The 19,107-nt window shown below is 42.5% G+C and carries 19 protein-coding genes; 3 read left to right on the top strand and 16 right to left on the bottom strand.

Translation table 11 applies throughout. From position 1 onward, the window contains the following. Positions 1 to 35 precede the first annotated feature (35 nt). From IYN84_RS03670 to IYN84_RS03610, 13 genes are all read right to left on the bottom strand, one after another. Positions 36 to 1,361 (bottom strand): IS4 family transposase, encoded by a 1,326-nt coding sequence (locus IYN84_RS03670; RefSeq protein ID WP_196137805.1) that lies wholly within the window; start codon positions 1,359 to 1,361, stop codon positions 36 to 38. Positions 1,362 to 1,509: 148 nt separating this feature from the next. Then, positions 1,510 to 2,922, bottom strand: a complete 1,413-nt coding sequence (locus tag IYN84_RS03665) for a DUF3466 family protein (RefSeq protein WP_196137804.1) — start codon at positions 2,920 to 2,922, stop codon at positions 1,510 to 1,512. A gap of 51 nt (positions 2,923 to 2,973) precedes the next feature. Next, positions 2,974 to 3,624, bottom strand: a complete 651-nt coding sequence (gene maiA / locus IYN84_RS03660; protein ID WP_196137803.1) for a maleylacetoacetate isomerase — start codon at positions 3,622 to 3,624, stop codon at positions 2,974 to 2,976. Positions 3,625 to 3,782: 158 nt separating this feature from the next. Continuing rightward, positions 3,783 to 4,328, bottom strand: a complete 546-nt coding sequence (locus tag IYN84_RS03655) for a MarR family winged helix-turn-helix transcriptional regulator (RefSeq protein ID WP_196137802.1) — start codon at positions 4,326 to 4,328, stop codon at positions 3,783 to 3,785. 61 nt (positions 4,329 to 4,389) lie between these two features. After that, complete coding sequence (locus IYN84_RS03650; protein ID WP_196137801.1) at positions 4,390 to 6,453, bottom strand: 3-hydroxyacyl-CoA dehydrogenase NAD-binding domain-containing protein; 2,064 nt, start codon at positions 6,451 to 6,453, stop codon at positions 4,390 to 4,392. Positions 6,454 to 6,537: 84 nt separating this feature from the next. Then, positions 6,538 to 7,491 (bottom strand): PaaX family transcriptional regulator C-terminal domain-containing protein, encoded by a 954-nt coding sequence (locus IYN84_RS03645; RefSeq protein ID WP_196137800.1) that lies wholly within the window; start codon positions 7,489 to 7,491, stop codon positions 6,538 to 6,540. A gap of 34 nt (positions 7,492 to 7,525) precedes the next feature. After that, entirely contained in the window at positions 7,526 to 8,617 is a 1,092-nt protein-coding gene (gene paaE / locus IYN84_RS03640; RefSeq protein WP_196137799.1) for a 1,2-phenylacetyl-CoA epoxidase subunit PaaE, read from the bottom strand. Positions 8,618 to 8,671: 54 nt separating this feature from the next. Continuing rightward, complete coding sequence (gene paaD, locus IYN84_RS03635; protein ID WP_196137798.1) at positions 8,672 to 9,211, bottom strand: 1,2-phenylacetyl-CoA epoxidase subunit PaaD; 540 nt, start codon at positions 9,209 to 9,211, stop codon at positions 8,672 to 8,674. Between the two features lie 43 nt (positions 9,212 to 9,254). Beyond that, entirely contained in the window at positions 9,255 to 10,016 is a 762-nt protein-coding gene (paaC, locus tag IYN84_RS03630) for a 1,2-phenylacetyl-CoA epoxidase subunit PaaC (protein ID WP_196137797.1), read from the bottom strand. A 12-nt stretch (positions 10,017 to 10,028) separates the two neighbouring features. After that, a complete protein-coding gene (paaB, locus tag IYN84_RS03625; protein WP_196137796.1) occupies positions 10,029 to 10,316 on the bottom strand; it encodes a 1,2-phenylacetyl-CoA epoxidase subunit PaaB in 288 nt (95 codons plus the stop codon). A 94-nt stretch (positions 10,317 to 10,410) separates the two neighbouring features. After that, entirely contained in the window at positions 10,411 to 11,364 is a 954-nt protein-coding gene (gene paaA, locus IYN84_RS03620; protein WP_196137795.1) for a 1,2-phenylacetyl-CoA epoxidase subunit PaaA, read from the bottom strand. 224 nt (positions 11,365 to 11,588) lie between these two features. Continuing rightward, positions 11,589 to 12,791 (bottom strand): 3-oxoadipyl-CoA thiolase, encoded by a 1,203-nt coding sequence (gene pcaF / locus IYN84_RS03615; RefSeq protein WP_196137794.1) that lies wholly within the window; start codon positions 12,789 to 12,791, stop codon positions 11,589 to 11,591. A gap of 76 nt (positions 12,792 to 12,867) precedes the next feature. Further along, positions 12,868 to 13,269 (bottom strand): PaaI family thioesterase, encoded by a 402-nt coding sequence (locus IYN84_RS03610; RefSeq protein ID WP_196137793.1) that lies wholly within the window; start codon positions 13,267 to 13,269, stop codon positions 12,868 to 12,870. Positions 13,270 to 13,473: 204 nt separating this feature from the next. On the opposite strand from IYN84_RS03610, the gene IYN84_RS03605 reads away from it, so the two are divergent. Further along, complete coding sequence (locus IYN84_RS03605) at positions 13,474 to 14,460, top strand: WYL domain-containing protein (protein WP_196137792.1); 987 nt, start codon at positions 13,474 to 13,476, stop codon at positions 14,458 to 14,460. 19 nt (positions 14,461 to 14,479) lie between these two features. On the opposite strand, the gene IYN84_RS03600 is transcribed toward IYN84_RS03605, so the two are convergent. Further along, positions 14,480 to 15,154, bottom strand: a complete 675-nt coding sequence (locus IYN84_RS03600) for a glutathione S-transferase family protein (protein WP_196137791.1) — start codon at positions 15,152 to 15,154, stop codon at positions 14,480 to 14,482. 338 nt (positions 15,155 to 15,492) lie between these two features. On the opposite strand from IYN84_RS03600, the gene IYN84_RS03595 reads away from it, so the two are divergent. Together IYN84_RS03595 and IYN84_RS03590 are read left to right on the top strand one after the other, a co-directional pair. After that, entirely contained in the window at positions 15,493 to 16,380 is an 888-nt protein-coding gene (locus tag IYN84_RS03595; protein WP_196137790.1) for a hypothetical protein, read from the top strand. A gap of 57 nt (positions 16,381 to 16,437) precedes the next feature. Further along, the gene (locus IYN84_RS03590) at positions 16,438 to 17,535 is read left to right on the top strand and encodes a CARDB domain-containing protein (RefSeq protein ID WP_196137789.1); all 1,098 of its coding nucleotides are present in this window, start codon (positions 16,438 to 16,440) and stop codon (positions 17,533 to 17,535) included. Between the two features lie 324 nt (positions 17,536 to 17,859). On the opposite strand, the gene IYN84_RS03585 is transcribed toward IYN84_RS03590, so the two are convergent. Continuing rightward, positions 17,860 to 18,075 carry a beta-ketoacyl synthase N-terminal-like domain-containing protein gene (locus IYN84_RS03585; RefSeq protein WP_196137788.1) on the bottom strand — a complete coding sequence of 72 codons (216 nt, stop codon included), beginning with the start codon at positions 18,073 to 18,075 and terminating at the stop codon, positions 17,860 to 17,862. Positions 18,076 to 18,216: 141 nt separating this feature from the next. After that, positions 18,217 to 18,999 (bottom strand): alpha/beta fold hydrolase, encoded by a 783-nt coding sequence (locus IYN84_RS03580; protein ID WP_196137787.1) that lies wholly within the window; start codon positions 18,997 to 18,999, stop codon positions 18,217 to 18,219. Positions 19,000 to 19,107: the final 108 nt, after the last annotated feature.

The raw sequence follows: 19,107 nt of genomic DNA, 5'->3' as shown, positions 1-19,107 counted from the left end.
ACAAATAAAAAAGCCGCTTTAAAAGCTAATGCCAGTCAGTTAAGAACTGACTGGCATTTTTTTTGCGCATAGCGTTGCGGTCTTTTCTTGACGACTCGCGGATAACTCCGCTGTCGCCTTGGTTCATTCACTAGACTTTTTGATAATTCGTAAAATGTCTTAAGTTGTCCAGGTATAGCGCCGGGAGACGAAAACGGTAACCCAACTAATAACCTGACGATATGGGCTAAAGCACCATTAAAGCTAAGTTGATAAGGCAGATAGTCTCCTTTTAGATGATGAGTCATTTTAACCATCTGAAATCGAATCATATTGTAAGTCAGTAGTATTCCCCATAGCTCCTGACGGGCCATTTCCGGAAGCTTGCTGCGTAAGGTTAAACGATTGCCGAGCATATACTGTTTTTGCTCTCGAAAACCGAGCTCAATTTCCCAACGGTGACTGTATAAATCAGCGATATCTTCAACTGGATACCTCTGTACATTGGTCATCGATGTGAGCACTTGAGTGAGTTTCCCATTGATTTTCTTGCTCACTAACCGAGCTTCTATCGTTTCGGGGAGGTTCGGCCAAAGCTTTCTGGCTCTCGGATTACTCGTTAAGCGGACAATGCTTTGAGTACGGCCAAGTTTTCTCAGCACTTCATATTGTGTGCCTTTTCTAAGTGGAATTAGCCAGTGGCGTTCAGTTCCCTCAGATTGCCAATGGTGGAGTAATCCAAGTGAGTAAAACCCCCGGTCAAATAATGTCAGACTATGATCGGGCGTATTGATAATCAGCCGCTCAGCGAGCTTCATTTCATTAACAGAGTAATCATCAAAAGCACTGGCGGTGATTAGGTGGCTGCTGAGTTCCATCTGGCAGACCATACGAACTTGGGGGTATTCACTGTTTGTTTTATTCGCGTTGATATGGCGGCTATACGCGGCTTTATTTTCATCGCTGTCCGGTAAGCGCCAGACGACACCGTCTACGCCCAATAAAGTCAAACCATTCCAGTGGGGATGAAGCGCTTGGTCATTCCAGTGTCGTTGAGTCAGTTCAAACACGGCTTTTATCGCGTCTTCACCTAGGGCTTGGCGTCTTTGGACTATGGCACTTGGTGCAACAAAAGGCTTTCCTTGACGGTTTACTATATCCAGCATGTTAACCACTTGAGAGAGTGGTTTATCGTTGTAGATAGCCATTCCTATGGTGAGCCACACCATCGACTCTAACGAGAGTTTACGCTTTCTCAATGTCACCGTTTCGGTTTGTTCAAGGGCTTGATTGATTAAATCAAGGGGTAGCAAGTCACATAAGGTGTCTATTTTGTTCGGTGCGAAATGATTGATGGCATCTAAAGCTTGGGCGAGTTGCATAAAAAAATCCGGTGATCATCGATCACCGGATTTTGATCTCATTGCCGAAAAAATCAAGCGGTTTATGCTTAACTGATCGGCATTAGCTTTAAAAGCGGCTTTTTTATTTAGGGGGTCCCGTCAACCTATTCTAAGACGGGACAGGGTTTTAGCTCTTTTTTCTAAAGGTTGTTAACAATGGGAACAACAAAAGACTTATAAATGGAATACTTCCGCCCCCACTTTCATCTTCGTCATCAATGACCGGGCAAGCTACAGGAACCTCTCCTTCCTTTGGTCTAAGCATTACCGCTCTAAGCTCAGCAACAGGCTCTCCATTCACATAACGGCTAAAGATACCGCTGCCAACTATCACTCCCTCATCATTAATACTTCGTGCCTCAACGATTTCCCAATCTCTCTCTCCGACAGGCTCGTTACCTTCCTGGACACAGTCAATTAAGTCATTAATATCTTTTATTTCGCCATTATCATATACGAATGCATGATAAACATTTGGGTAGATACTATATATTGACCGCCCTACAACTTGGCCAGAATTATTAATATCGTATGCTTCGGACTCCTGTCCATTAACCGAGGTCGTATTTAAAAAGCCTAAACTATTAGTTTCGCCAGTGTTAATATCGTGCGTATATGCTGTGAAATGTCCTTCATCAGGACGATAAGCTCTACCTACCACGACATTACTGTCATTTATTGCTGTCGCAATAGCAATTTCATCTTCTGAACCATAAACTTCCAAATTTACCAAATTATCGGAAATCGTTGAATCATAGTAGACAGCTCTGGTATCTGACGTAGAGTTTTCTGTTGAGTGCCAGCCTACGGCAACACCTGTGTTGTTAATATCTCTAAAGCTTGAGGTAACAGCAACAGCGGTGTTCTCAGGTAGGATAGCAGTAAGAAGTTCATTGCTGCTATCGTATATAAAAGCATGCTTCATGTAGACGGAAGTACTATTGCCATTCCCATCTACATCATCCGGACGATCATAAAATGCGGAACCGACTACAATTCCATCATTATTAATGGCCGCAGCGCTGCTACCCGAACTTAACTGTCTTTCAGTAGCATCTTCGAAAAAGGGAATTTTTACGATTGTTCCATCATTTTGAAAAATAGTAGCTCTCTCAGCCGACAGGTATTCTATTACAGGGTCTCCGTTAGAATCTAACACGACTTCATCGTTATCATCTAATTTATCTCGAGAGACAATTTCTTTCGATAGCCCTGCCGATGCTCCAATATCATTGATTGCGAAAGCTATGCTGAAGTCTTTTGCATTGAGAACAAAGGCTTCACTTGGATCTTCATTGACTATCGCTCCAGAATCGGTCATAGAACCCGATAAATATTTAAAAGCATGCAGTGAATCTTCTCCATCAACGGAAATGGTCGAATAGCCCACGACCTCCCCGGCATTATTAATTCCATAAGCGAAACTCGTAGCTTTATCGAGTTCACCCAGGTCTATCAGTTCATATGCGTCGGCGGCAATCGCGTTATTTACAGCTAAACTCACTGCTGAAACCGCAAGCAATTTATTAAATCTATTCACTATTCTTTCTACTTCTTTAATTTGTTTTAGTTTATACAAGTGGTCCAGCAGTTACTTCACAGCATCAGGCTGGTTTTCAGGAACTGCATTTTGAAAGCGTTCAAGCTTTAGACAGTTCTCGTTAATTGTACTTATACGCTTAAATTTGCCCATCGGAAAATCAAAGCGGTTTGCATTGTAAATCTGCGGAATAAGACAGGCATCAGCGATGGAAAGTTCCTCACCTAAGGAATAAGGTCCAATAATATCGTATTTAGCTAGCAATTCTTCATAGGCATTGAAGCCTTTTTCCAACCAATGATGATACCATTTAGTTTTGGCTTCCTCGGTTACAGAAAGCTCATTAGTTAAATACTGTAACACCCGTAGATTGTTTAGCGGGTGAATATCGCAAGCGATAAGTTGACTTAGCTGTCTGGCTAAAGCTCTTTGCCTAATATCCTTGGGCAACAGTGCCGGAGAAGGATATTTATCTTCCAGATATTCGAGTATCGCCAGAGACTGCCCAATCGCAACACCATCATCTTCCAGTGTAGGGACCAGCGCTTGAGGATTTAACCGTAGATACTCGGGCTTATGCTGCTCTCCACCCTCTTTAACCAGGTGAACAGAAACTTGAGAATAAGAAATCTGCTTGAGATTAAGTGCGATACGAACGCGGTAAGCCGCAGTTGAACGCCAATAGCCGTATAGTTTAATCATAGCCTTCCCTCAATTGCTAAACCAAATGGTTGTTCTCTACAAAGTTGAATACTCCATCAAGCGCAGAGCATTTTACACAGCCCATGCTCCATCACAAAGCGGTTTTACATTCATTAACCTTTAATAGGTTGTTTTGTGACCAATTGTTAGACTTAAACCTATTCCCACTCGTCTTCCTGCTCATTCTCCATATGTTCCAGATGACGATCGAGTTTGTTAAGAAGATGATGTAACTGTTCTTTTTCTTCGTAGGAAAAGCAGCTCTCAATCAAATCACCGGTTTCAATTCGCCGGGGAGTAATGACATCATGGAAGGCCGCTCCTTCTTCAGTCAAATAAATTAGCTGCTTACGTCTGTCTCGTTTGGAATTCCTGGTATCAACAAAGCCAAGCTTCTTCAATACCTTTACTGCGCGAGTCACAGTTGCCGCGTCTGTTTTTAGTACGTCAGCTACATGGCCATTGGTCAATCCGCCGTAAGAACCTAATACGGAAATAACCCGCCATTCTCGCTCACCTATGGGTACACCCGTTTCCTGAAGCAAAAAGGAAAGCTTATTTCCGGCCTGAGCCATTTGCGCAGCAAGCCGGTACATTCGATACGGAAGAAAGCTTTGCAGGTCAAGTGTATATTGACACTTTCCCGCTTCCTTTCTCAAAGGTTTTTCAACCGAAAATTCGTTCTCGTCAGCTTGTATGTTCAACAATCGAACTCCCAAACGCTAAGTTTCGTCAATAACAAACCTTCGATATTACCTTTATTCCTTAGGAATTTAAAATGGACAGTTCAACCTGAGGCCAAATTCTTGCACTTTCTTTATCTCTGAGAGCATCCAATTTTTGTTCAACCAGCAGTTTGCCCATCTGTTTGGCCTGAAAAATGGGTCCTCCTTTGTGGCGCGGGAAGCCATAACCGTGCAGCCAAATGACGTCAATATCGCTGATACGCTGTACTATCCCTTCTTTGAATAAGGCCAAACCTTCCGAAATTAGTGCGAGTATGGCTCTGTCGACTATTTCTTCATCTTCAAAAGTTCGTAGCTGTATACCAAGCTCGGTAGCTTTCGTTCTGATCAGACTTTCGGCAGCTTCGTCAGCATACTTTTTGCCTTCTTCATCATAACGATAAAACCCCATTCCTGTCTTACGGCCCAGCCTTCCATTTTCCACCATAGTAGCTGCTGCGCGGAAATAACCAGGATCATGTTCAGGAAATGGTTGCGCGCTTCGTGCATTGTGACCGATATCGATCCCGGACAAATCCTGTACCGCAAGAGGCCCCATTGCCATCCCCCAATTTGTCATAGCCTTGTCGATTTGCTCAATGCTAGCGCCTTCAAGCAACATTTGTTGTATTTCCCTTCCATAGCGGGTATACATACGGTTTCCAGCGAAACCAAAACAAACCCCGACCAGAACACTCATCTTTCCAAGTTTCTTGCCAACAGACATTGCTGTTGCAAGAGCTAGTTCTGAAGATTTTTCAGCTCTGACCACCTCCAGTAGTTTCATAATATTAGCGGGACTAAAAAAGTGCATTCCGATTACGCGAGGAGGATCATTTACCACTGAAGCAATTTCATTGATATCCAGATAAGATGTATTGGTAGCAAGAATACAATCTTCCCGAGTTACACTATCCAGTTTGGAGAAAACTGATTTCTTAATATCAATGTTCTCAAAGATCGCTTCAATCACAAGGTCAGATCCTGATAATGACTCATACTCCGTGCTAATATGAACACGAGAAAGACATTCCTCGAATTGTGACTGGCTCATTCGCCCACGCTTTACATTTGAAGAAAGATTTTTTTCTATTCTTTCCATACCCGCCGCTAAAGCCTCTGCTGTCTGCTCTATCAGCTGCACTTGAAATCCTGATGTCAGGAACGCTGTCGCAATTCCCGAGCCCATATTGCCGGCACCGATAACACCAACGTTATTCACTTCGAGTGGCACTGTTGTAAGGTCAGTTTTACCCGCAGCTCTTTCAATTGCGAAAGCATATCTGAGTGCTGCAGATTGCTCAGACTCCCTTAATTTTAAAAACGCTTCTCGCTCGAATTTCATGCCATTTTCAATACTGTTTTCCAGCGACTTTCTAATAACTTCAGCGGCAACCACCGGAGCATCCTTTCCTCGAGCCTTTCTTTTGATATTTGAAATTTCCTGATCCCAGTCGATATCACTCGTTTCGACACTCTTCTCGCCAACTCGTTTGACGACTAACTGTCCGCTACTAATAAGCTCTTCAACGTAAGATTCAGTTGCTTCATCCAGATCCGCATCTACCGGAAATAGCTTGTCAATAAGTCCTGTCGAAGATAGTTCGTTCACCCGGTAGTGTTTGCCATTGGTTACCATTTCAAGGGCTTTGCCCACACCAACAACTCTAGGCAATCTTTGTGTTCCTCCAGCTCCCGGAATAAGACCGAGGTTGACTTCAGGCAATCCTACCTTGGCCGATTCTAGCGCTACCCTGTAATGACAAGCGAGAGCCACCTCAAAACCTCCTCCAAGAGAAGTACCAAAGAGACTTGCAATCACAGGTGTATTGCAATTTTCAATACGATTAACAACATCAGGTAAAAATGGTTCTGTTGGCGGCTTTCCAAACTCCTTAATATCAGCACCGGCAATAAAAGTTCGTGACTTACAGCGAATGATAATGGCTTTTATTTCACCACTGGCTTCAAACTTTTCAATTCCGTCAACAATTCCCTGACGAACACCTTGCGAAAGCGCATTAACCGGAGCGTAGTCAATTTCAATAATTCCCAATGAGTTTTTCTCAATTAAGTTCACCGAGTTGATTTCTGAGTTGGCCATATTATTTTCCAAAATAATTAAAATACTGTTATGTTATATATTCATTTAGCTGTTGTATTTGACTACATACAGCAGATAATCAAATTAATTTCTTGTACTCGAAAATCTTCGGCTAAAAGAGCTACTAACTTGAGGCATTAGGCCATACGAATTTTCAAAATGATTTTCAATATAGCGCAAGGAAAAATGCGAAAAATACTGATAGATTTTACCAACCAATATGCATGCTTCATAGCCAGGCCAGTTAGCAGGCAACATTGCCTCTGGTAGCTCGTGATCCTTTAGCAATATTCTTCGATATTCATGAATAAGAAGCAATCTTAAATGTAGTGCCTCTTGATCGTTCAATGGCATGTCGGTTTTTTTGTCAGCAAATTCGATAAACTCCCTAAACGGTTTGTAGGCCTCGACAAATTCTTTATAGCCATTTGCCAGCGCTTCTAAATCCCAGGCCTTGTTGACAAAATTTTTGAGGACTTGACTGGAATTTTGATCCGCAGTTTCGCAAGAAAATACTATTACCGAATCGGTAAGTGAAAGCTCCTTTAACGTTTCATTTAAAGACTCCGACTCAATGGACGGATGGGCAAAGGCCCCGGATGCCAACGGACTAAAACCAAGCCAACGCAGCTGCCGCCGAAAACTTTGCTGCTTTGGCTCTGGAACGGCTGTTGGAATAACAATTAACCAACGAGAGTCTGAACTATATGTCTTATTGGCGTAAATACGACGTGCGGCTTTTGTATAGTGTCGTAACGCAGAGTCAGTGAATGCGTAGAAACTCTTTCGCCCTGCCTTTTCTACCTTAAGCCAATCATCCTGTACCAGACGAAAGACCGACGTTCGAATTAACCGTTCGGAGAATCCCAATGGTTCTAATGCCGCAATCAAACTTCCCATCCAGATCCAGCCACCATGCTGCGATACCAGATCACCAAAAAAGGTAACGACAAAGGATTTACAGCTAATCTCTTTGTCGATTACTCGATTGCTAATAAATTGTCGAGTTAAGTCAGAAAAATCCAACCTGGTCTCCATCAATCGGCACCTGCCAAATCGTATCGGTCAGCGATTAATTGTTCAGGTCGAAATCAATTTCGACTTCATCTGAAACTGGATGCGATTGACATGTCAGCACCATACCTTCGGCAACTTCTTCAGGTGTTAATGAATGATTTAAGTCCATTTCAACTTTACCTTTCACAACTTTTGCCTTACAGGTAGCGCAAACGCCGCCTTTACAGGAGAAAGGTAAATCGGCCCCGGCTTCCATCGCAGCATCGAGGATGTTATCTCCCCCCATTGCCAGCTCAAGCGTGGTCTTGCGACCAGCGACTTTTACCGAAACCTTTGCGGTTTTCTCGCCATATTTTTCAGCTCTTTGTGCAATTTTTTCACTGGCTTTGTCTTCTGCAGATCCGGCGAAAAAGAGCTCATAGTGAATTTTTTCTTTCGGCATTTTATTTACTTCAAAAAATGCAGCCACATCATTAATCATCGACTCCGGTCCACACAGAAAAACTTCATCAAAGCTTGCCAAATCGATGACTCTCGCTTTGTTTAAATCCAGTAATTTCTGAGCACTAATTCTTCCGTTAAAGACTTCCGCTTCATTTTCTTCCTGAGTAAACAAATTGATCCAGTGAAGTCTGTCGATAAATCGGTTTTTAATAAAACTCAATTTTTCTCGGAACATCATAAGAGGTGTTGATTTATTACCATAAATCAGAGTTACCATGGCTTTGGGCTCGTTTTCAAGAATCGTCTGAATATGAGACAGCATCGGAGTGATACCGCTTCCTGCAGCCACCATTAAATAGTGATTACTATTAGTTTCACTTAACTCTGTATAGAAATGGCCTTGCGGCGGCATCACTTCGAGAGTCATACCCGCTTCAAGCTTGTCATTGGCATAATTAGAAAAAAGACCTGCGTCAATTCGCTTGATACCAACGGTTAATTTTTGTTCATTTGCACTGTTACAGATCGAATATGAACGGCGTACATCATGCCCGTCTATATCAGCTTTCAAAGTTAAGTGCTGGCCCTGACGATATTGATACTCATCAGCCAGCTCTTTGGGTAATTCAAAACTGATCGAAACTGCATCTTTTGTCAGCCTTTCCAGTTTACTTATTTTTAAAGGATGGAATTCTGTGCTCATTTTGATTCCTTATGTTCTTTTGATTGCTCTACTCTGTTTGACCACTAGCGCCATTTAAAAGTGTTTAAAGTAATCGAAAGTCTCAAAACAATCGTTACATTGATAAAAAGCCTTACATGCAGTCGAACCAAACTGACTGATGATTTTGGTATTTTCACTTTCACACTTGGGGCAACAAACCTGGTCCTGCTCATTTGGGGGCGCTATATTAATACTTTTCAGGTGAGCTTTTCCCGCTGGAGAAACCATTTCGGTAGACCACGCTGGCGATAAAACCAGATCAACTTTTACATCTAGATAACCAGCGTCATTTAATGTTGTCACGATATCCTGATTGATCGTTTCAACTGCCGGGCACCCACTATAGGTCGGAGTAACAACGATTCGCCAAATGCTATCCGAACTGTCTTCACCTTCCACCAGCTGAACATCCTGTAAAATACCTAGGTCCCAAATGGTTAGTCCGGGTAATTCGGGATCAAAAACATTATCCAGAATTTCCCAGATTTTCTGATGCGGCGAATTATTTCTATGGTTTAATCTCGCCGCATACACCGGGTTTAAGGTAGGAATGACTTTTTCGGAGGGGCTCATGATTCTTCCGTCGTTAAAAAACTAGTTTGCTTCGTTAAGCTGGTTACCACTGTTGACCGGGATAAGCTCGTTGAACATATTGCATATCACTCAACATATGACCTAAATGCTCTGTATGGATCCCTTCTCGACCACCTTGAACTAACAAACGACTTTCTGCAAAGTCAATATCTGAAGCTTTAAGAAATTGTTGAACGTATTCGTCCCAGTTAGCTTTAAGTGCTTTGCGATCCACGGCGATACCTTGCTCAGCCAGTTCAACTTCCCAGGCAGGCATTTCAAAAAGCTCTCCAAGAAAGTTTTCAAGCTCTGCCAAAGCATTTTCTATTCTTCGGCGACTCTCATCGGTGCCTTCGGCTAACTGTCTGATCCATGGCTCACTTCGCTTTAAGTGATATCGACTTTCTTTGACAGCCTTAGCTGCTATTGCCGCGATTCGCTCATCACTTGACTTGCAGAGCTCTTCCAGATAATTACAATAGAAGACATCCACAAAGAACTGTCTAAGCATGGTAAAAGCAAAGTCGTTAATAGGTAGCTCATGAATTAAGAGATTGGTAAATTCTCTTTCATCTCTTAAATAAGCAATGTCATCTTCAGTGCGCCCTTTGCCTTCAATTTCTGCAGCATACTGATAAAACATTCGAGCACGGCCAATATAATCTAGAGCGACATTAGACAAGGCCAGATCTTCTTCAAGGTAGGGAGCGTTACTGCACCATTCTGACAAGCGATGACTTAACACGACTGAGTCATCACCCAGGCCGACTAAAAAGCGATAGAGGTTTTGCTGTTGCTGATCCATTACACCAACCTCTTACATGTTGTTGACGCTATCAGGCAACACGTAATGTGTTGCATGGCGGTATGGTTTATCGTCCATCGGCTCGACAAAATTTTCTGTATCGTTATCTTGCGACGCAGTGATGTTTTTAGATTCTACAACCCAGATACTTACCCCTTCCGAGCGACGAATATAACAATCACGGGCATACATTAACGCGTGCTCAGGGCTTTCTGCGTGTAAGCTGCCGACATGTTTATGATCCAATCCTCTGGCTGAACGAACGAAAACTTCGTATACCGCTAAATGTTCCTGACTCATAATTTTTCTCTCTTAAAATTCGATAATATTTTTGGTCGTCTTTCAAAAATATAACTGTCCAAACTAGACCTATCCAAAATCAATCCTTCGAAAATCAGGCAGCGTTTTCTTTTTTAGCTGCTTGCTTTGCGCGATAAGCTCTCACAGCTTCACGCACCCACTCACCCTCTTCATGCGCTTTAACATGATGCTTGATTCTCTGGTGATTACAGGGGCCACTGCCGTTTATAACCTGGTAAAATTCTTCCCAGTTTATTTCGCCAGAGTCATAGTGGCCACGCTCTTCATTCCACTTGATTTCAGGATCGGGCATTTCCAAACCTAACACTTCGATCTGAGGAACAGTTTGATCGATGAATTTCTGTCTTAATTCATCGTTGGACTGACGCTTAATTTTCCATTTCATTGATTGACCACTATGGGCTGACTCGCTGTCGTGTGGTCCAAACATCATCAATGACGGCCACCAGAAACGATTCATCGCATCTTGTGCCATTTTCTTTTGCTCAGGAGATCCTTTGGCTAACTGATACATGATTTCGTAGCCTTGACGCTGATGAAAACTCTCTTCCTTACAGATACGAATCATCGCACGTGAATAGGGACCATAAGAGGTTCGCTGGAGTGAAATTTGATTCACAATCGCAGCACCATCAACCAACCAGCCAATTGCGCCAACATCTGCCCAGGTCAATGTCGGATAGTTAAAAATAGAGGCGTATTTGGCAACACCGGTTTGCAATGCTTCAATCATTTCGCTACGAGAAATGCCCAATGTTTCAGTCGCACTGTATAGATAGAGTCCGTGTCCACCTTCATCCTGCACCTTGGCCAGAAGAACCGCTTTTCTGCGCAAGCTTGGCGCGCGAGTAATCCAGTTACCTTCAGGCTGCATACCGATAACTTCAGAATGCGCATGCTGGGACATCTGACGGATCAAATTTTTACGATAAGCTTCTGGCATCCAGTCTGTCGGTTCAATTTTCTCTTCTGCCTCAATTTTACGCTCGAACTCTTCGAGCAAGGCCTCTTCATCTTGAGATCGCATTGGCACTTTTCTCCATTATTATCAATGCAGATATGATACTAATATCCTCAATATCAATCAATATGTGTATCATATTATCTCAGAGGTCAAACCAAGCGCCAAACAGGATGCGGGATGCAGGATGCAGGATGCAGGCTACAAAAAAGATAGTTAGTAAAAAACCCGAAGCAGATTCTGCTCCGGGTTTTAGACGATTAAGATGAGTATTGCTTTCTGATCGATGACTATGCGCTTTCGATAATCAGAGCAATACCCTGGCCTACGCCGATACACATAGTACACAGCGCATATTTACCCCCGCTTCGTTTTAGTTGGTAAGCAGCAGTTGTCACCAGTCGAGCGCCACTCATACCCAGTGGATGGCCCAGAGCAATTGCGCCCCCGTTTGGATTAACACGAGGATCGTCATCAGCAACTCCCAGCTCGCGCAGTACAGCAAGTCCTTGAGCCGCAAATGCTTCATTCAGTTCAATGACATCCATCTGATCGAGTGTTAAACCTGTTTTTTCCAGTACTTTTTGTGACGCGCTGACCGGCCCGATTCCCATGATTCGTGGTTCTACTCCGGAAACAGCCATGCCTACGACTCTGGCCAATGGCTTCAATCCATTAGCATTCATGGCTTCCTCACTCGCTAATAGTAACGCACAGGCTCCATCATTAATCCCGGATGCATTACCGGCAGTCACGCTACCACCTTCTCTGAATGGCGCCGTTAATTTGGCCAGTCCTTCAATTGTGCTAGGACGAGGGTGCTCATCGACCGCGAACTCTTTGCTTTCTTTGCGACTAACCTTAACGGTAACCGGTACGATTTCATCATTAAAAATACCAGCTTGCTGTGCTTTTTGTGTTTTGTTCTGTGTATTTAAAGCAAACTGATCCTGATCTTCGCGACTAATATTAAATTGCTCTGCGACATTTTCCGCCGTTTCCGGCATAGAGTCGACACCGTAAACTTCTTTCATCTGCTTATTAATAAACCGCCAGCCCATAGTTGTGTCGTAGATTTCCGCTTTTCTGGAAAATGGCGTTTCCGCTTTTGGCATAACAAAAGGTGCACGCGACATCTGTTCTACCCCACCAGCAATCACCAGAGATTGCTCACCGGTCGCAATAGCTCTGGCCGCCGTACCCACGGCATCCATTCCTGAGCCACAAAGTCGATTAATGGTCATACCTGGTACCGACTGTGGTAAACCAGCTAGCAGGCTACTCATGCGAGCAACATTACGGTTATCTTCGCCTGCCTGATTGGCACAGCCATAATAAACATCATCCACACTTTCCCAGTTGACTTGTGGATTGCGCTCCATCAATGCTTTCATAGGAATTGCGCCTAAGTCGTCCGCTCTGACTCCGGACAGAGAGCCTCCAAAACGACCTATGGGCGTACGTATTGCATCGCAAATAAATACCTTTTTCATTGGTTTTCCTGATTTTCTATTCTCTAAAACTCGAAATATGATGATAAATTCTTTTACGCTGTTGCTATTGGCAAGCTTATTCGCTATTCGCTATTCGCTTACTAATAAGCTTGCTACGACTCACTGCAATCAGCTGATTATTTTGGTCGCAGACTTTAACATCACAAAAGCGGTTGCGACCACTATTTATTGAAACTTTTGCCTCCGCGGTGAGCCTGTCACCGTTTTTTGCTGGTGCCAGATACTCAATCAGATGACTGGCCGTTAGAATGGTCTCCCCCTCGACAGCTGCAGCAAAAGCACTGGCAGTGTCCGCCAGGGAGTAAACAAATCCACCATGACAGAAGTCATATCCATTAGTCATAGCATCAGTCACCAGCATCACTAATCGACACTCATCCTTAGTGCACTTTTCCAGCGTAATGCCGAGCATCTGTGATGCCGGATCATTATTTAACAACTGCTCGACTCTGTTCATACTCAATAATTCCAACAATATAAATTTAGGTTGTCAGTTTGCACATAGAATAAACGCTTAGTAAAAAAAATCAAAACTGACTTCCTGGCAGCGAAAGCCATCGCAGAATCAAGCTGAGCTTTCAGTCCGGCAAGTAAAGTGTCATTATAGCGTTATTGCTTTTTTTGGGGGAACTCCACAATTGCAGGGAAAGTGTATTTACTCATGCCCAAAGTTAATCTTTCCGATGGTCCGAGCGTTTATAGCTCTGATTCAAACAAGTCTGATTTGGGAAAATCAAATTCAATCGAGTTAACTACAGGTGATAAATTGAAGCGCAATCATTTAAAAAATAACACCCAAAGGCCTTATCGCTGGGACTTGTTGCTTCGTTACCGCCTGATTGAAATCATTGCATTGTGGGAAGGACGCCTGACCACTAATTCTCTGCAAACAGCCTTTGGTATAGGGCGCCAACAAGCCAGCAAGGATATTAACAACTACATCAAAGATGTTGCCCCCCAAAATCTGACATATGATAAAACCCTTAAAGGCTATGCTCCTACAGAAATGTTTACCCCAAAAGTATCCTCTGGCGATATCAATGAATACCTCCAGCTTATCAGCAGTCGCCAAGATTTAATGACCCAATTTGAGTCACTTAATGTGCAGCAAACCAACACCGAACTATTAAATCCGTTGATGAGAAAGGTCAATCCAGAATACGTCAGACCTATATTGCAAGCCGCTCGAGAAAACAAGCGTATCGATATCAGCTACGCTTCGCTGACTAATCCGGTCAATGATGGTCGAGTTATCGCCCCTCATACTCTGGTTTTCAACGGGTATAGATGGCACATCAGGGCATACTGTGAAAAGTCAGGAGAATTTAGAGACTTCCTGCTATCCAGACTAACCGAAAAGCCAGAAACTACTCTACAATCGGAAGTCACTATCGCTGATGATGTAGCATGGAATACTCAGGTAGAAATTCAGGTCGTCCCCGACCAGCGACTCAATGCGCACCAGCAGAAAGTTATAGCTCAGGATTATGGAATGGAGGAGCAACTATTAAAAATAAACACTCGCGGAGCGCTAGTACAGTACGTCATGCAACTGTTAAGGCTTGATGTAGCAAATACCAGTCCGTTAGCATCACAGATTATGATTAGAAACCAGGATGAACTATCGCCCTGGCTTTTTAATCAATAGTTGTTCTGATTCATCAACACTAGTTAGATACAGACTTCTCCAGAAACGCTTTTAACCCATCGAAAAAGTGTGCCTTAGCTGCCGCTTTCCGTTGCATCAGGGGTCCAAGGTATCCTTCTACCTGCTCATATTGGATAAATCCATTCAAAATTCCGAGCTTAAGCGAATAAGCGGTGACTATATCGGCCACAGTTAAGCGGTTAGCTACGAGAAAGCCTTCTTCCGGTAGCTGTTGTGCAAACGCTCTACATTTAAACTCGAGTAGCTGCTGAAAAATTCCCTTTAACTCTTCCGGCATAATTCCATAACTTGCCAGAATATAATCGACCAGTTTGCCCTCCATAGATTCTGCGCTCATAGAAATCCAACGCAAATATTCATAACGCTCTTTCTCTTTGGCAAAAACAGCCATCCCCTTTTCCGGAAACATTTCTGCGAGATGAATACAGGTTGCAGTTGATTCCGTCAGAGTTTCGCCGCGATAAATAGCCGTAGGAATCGCACCGAAAGGATTAATTTGCTTATATTCAGGTTTACGATTGTCACCAACCTCGACTTTGTGCTCTTCTACCGATATACCCAATTCCTCAGCCAGCCAACGAACTTTTCCCGAACGATCTGTATAACCAAAAGAATAAAGTTTTAGCGCCTCGTCCAGAATTTGATTTGCAGTATTAGCAGTCGTTTCGGTCATTCTTTTTCCTCTCTAGTGAACATGTTGGAACCTTATATGATTCTCTAGTAGTTGTCAGCAAATTCAATTTCAAATTTAACGCTAAATTTAACGTCAAATCCCTTACGGCCGTCTAACTTGGCTCACCCAAAAGCAAGCATCCACTTTTGAGATATAGCAAATAAACTAACTTTTATCTCACTTTTTGTGTAGGCAAAGGCTTACAAAACTTTGAGTAATTTGGTTCTATTTTTTACTGAATGAAAATCCTATCATGTGCTCGCTTGGCTCGAACAGGAAAAACAAATCAAGTCAAGCCAACAATTCACAAGGAAATTTTAATAAAAAGGAAATTTATAATGAAAAAACTTAATGCAATTGCCGCTGCAATCAGCCTGACAGCATTCAGCCAACTTACAATGGCTGACAGCGATGTAAAAGTCGAACGTCTACTCGCAAAATCAGATCTGGTTATTCAAGGTGAAGTCGTCAACATTGAATACAAAGATTCAAACGAAGGACTACCCCACACTTTCGTTACTTATCGTGTTGACAATTTGATTGCAGGAAACACTCGAAATAAAACGGTCACCTTACGCTTTATCGGAGGCGAGCAAAAGAAAGGCGATATTATTCGTTACCTTTCGGTTTCGGAAGTTCCTACCTTTGAAAAAGGCGAAAAAGATATTCTTTTCGTCAGTAAAAACAATTCTGTCATTTGCCCTCTAGTTAATTGTAGCCAGGGGCGATATCGAGATCTCAATGGTCTGGTTTCAAATGAACATGGCCAGCCATTAATGATGAATGGACAAGGTGAATTCAAGCTAGGCAAAGACAGTATGGTAGAACAAATATCTTCTACCAATCGAAAAACAGGCTTCGCCAAAGGACTGAGCAATTATGAAAATGAATCAAAACCTCAAGTAGAAAAGAACACTTCGGTGCTCGATACGCAAACATTTGTTGCAATGATAAAAGACAAATCAATCAGCATGCAAGCCAATGGTTTGTTAAAGGGTTCAAGTTTTAAATCCAGCAATGCTAAACTGGATTTCTCAACACCTTTGTTTAAAGCTGCTACACCAAAAGATGCTGCGCAATCATTAAATCCATTGCGTTCACCCAAACAACCTACAGCAACAGGGCGTGCCAAATCGGCTTATGACCAATGGGAAGAACAAGCTATTTTGGAAAGCAATGGCGAACCTGTTCTTAACGTACCAGCAAAATTCAAACAATCTAAATAAAGCTAACCAGTGGAAGGTTATCTATTTGTTTTTAATAATTAAACTTAGGATGAGATCATGAAAAAATTAGTTTTAGCATCAATTGCAATCGCAGCGTTATTTAACATATCCAATTCAGAAGCTGCGGCCTGGAGAACTTGTGATGGCAATAAAATCAAATGGGGAAGTAATTCAAAAACCTTTAGAGCCAGCAATGTCAGCTTCCCGTCAGGCAGTTCTTATTTAAGCGCACTGCAAACGGTAATCAGCCGAGTGAATGACAACCCAAGTAAGTTCAATTTCAGTCTGCAAACCGGAGATACTTCTGTCGGCTTTGACAATGGTCAGAATGAGACCTGGTTTACTAACGACTCAGCAGCACTAGATGGAGCACCAGCGGTAGCTTTTACCTGGAGTCATTGTTACTGGCTATTTGGCTGGCACTACGGTATAGATGAAGTTGATGTCCTGTTTAACAATAACGTTGCATACACCAGTTCTTCAAACAAAAGTAGTTCTATAACCTACGGTGGTTCGTTCCGTCCTTTCAGAACAACAGCTACCCATGAGTTCGGACACGCGATGGGATTACTGCATGAAAACCGTTTCTACAACATAATGGGACAGGACTGGGATCATATTCATGCTAACGGTAATTCAACTCGAGCTTATCTTGGTGAAGACGCTGCAAATGGTTCAGTAATTCTTTATGGAACCACAACCGGCACTATGGAAGATGTCTCTTTGACTCATCACAAATATCTGGGAACCAGCGGTGAATACTCTACCCATCAATCGACTAAACTTTACACAAGTACCGGCGGAAACCTGAGTAGTTTTGTCAACAGTGGAGAAAGAGTCTATCGGGTAAATAAAGGCCAATCAGTTAAGCTGGAATTAACCGCTGAGAATAACGGAAAGTCTTCTCAAACTCCGCAAATCAAGTACTACATTTCGACCAATAATATCATCTCTACCGGTGACCAGAATATAGGTACAGGTTCGCTGACGTTAAATCGAAATACCCCCTACACTTTCCAGCGCTCTTTGACCATTCCTTCAAGTCTTAACTCCGGGCAATACTACTGGATTGGTGCAGTCATAGACAGCAATAACGCGATTGCCGAAACAACCGGTGCCAATAATGCGACCTATTTGAGAATCTATGTAAATTAATTATCTAAATACCCAGTTTTCAAATAGATGAAAAGCACTTTCCATACCGGAAGGTGCTTTTTTTAGTTAGTCATAGAAACGACATACTACTATCATTTTGCTGTAACAATCATTAAAGATACTGAGTATAAAAATAGCTCTAATATCTGTCGCTTATTTATTACTGGCTTTGGCCATTTTCGACATATAAGCTTTGTCGATTTTAGGGCTTATTTCACTTTCAGTGATAGTACATTTATACAGGTTCTGTATGATTAACGTAGAATCTTTGGTGAGCGAAAAAATCCCTCAACTTAACAGTCCTAAATTAAAAAAGACATTGACTCACATATTCAGGCGTCTGGCTGTTTTTGATTCCAGCCACTCATCAATATTGAGTTCGACCTCTCCGGCAACCTTCACTGGAAATCCCTCGGTATCAAACTTGCTGATAACGTCAATTTCCGAGCAACCATTAATGAGCGATTGCCAGCTTTCCTGGACACAATTACCAACGGGTGAAACAGTACCATAACCGCTGTTCACAACTCTTCTAGTCATCTTTTGACACTCTTTTTCGGATTTTAAAGATTATCCTAGGAATGAAAAATGATATGCAAATGAAGAAACCTCGACACTTATGTGACGACTAATTACCTGGAACATCTGATCGGTTCCCCAAATATTTTTGTCGCGATATTTTTAACAGCCGTTTGTAGTTAACTCGCTATTTCTGATTATCTTGCTAGCAGCCTGATTCGCTATGCAAACAAGCTTTTCTGCCACCCACTCAGGATCGTCCTGTGGTAAGTCATGTCCGCCCCAGGAATGACAGTAATGAGCTGTTTGATAGTAGTTTATAAGATCGCGACTACATTGAAATGAAACCAGTGGATCCTCAATCGAATAAAGAATCGTAGTAAAAGGAATTTTTTCCGGTTTAGGAAGTGAAAATTTGAAAGCAGCAATAAGCTGCCTCAACTGATTGGTTGAGCTCACAGGATGCTTCAGTTGTATATCAACCCACTTTTCGATCAAACTTTTTTGCAGCGGCCTTTTATTACAGGTTAACTGGTAAATAGCACTTTCCTTGCGATCTATATATACAGGCATAAACAGTTGCGGAAACTTTAAAATGCGCAGCAGATTCAATCGTCGGTAAAACGGTGACAACCGACTACTGGAGTTAATCAACACTAGTTGGCTAAATTTTTGTGGATATTTTTCTGCCCATTTAAGTGCAATCATTCCACCTAGTGATAAACCAACAAGAATGGTTGGCTCGTCAGTGTTAGTCACTTGTGACTCCAGAGCACTAATGTAGGCATCGATTTCAGTCGGACTCTTTTGCTTGAATAGAACCCCTGCACCGGGCAAGTCTGGAGTTTCAATTTTCAAATCAGAACTACACTTTTTGAGCGCATTTAAAAGTGGAGTCCAGTGTTCCTGGTCCCTGCCAAGACCTCTCAATAGAACTATTCGCATGGATGAAAAAACTCTTCGCTTATAATGTTCAGCCTTTTACGCAAGGCTATGTTTTCAATTCAAGCCTAAATATTCACACATTCAACTTTCGATACTTATAGACTTTCC

The organism is Aliikangiella sp. G2MR2-5 (assembly GCF_015687155.1).
In the GTDB taxonomy this organism is placed as follows: domain Bacteria; phylum Pseudomonadota; class Gammaproteobacteria; order Enterobacterales; family Kangiellaceae; genus Aliikangiella.
This window is presented reverse-complemented; position numbering and strand designations above follow the sequence as displayed.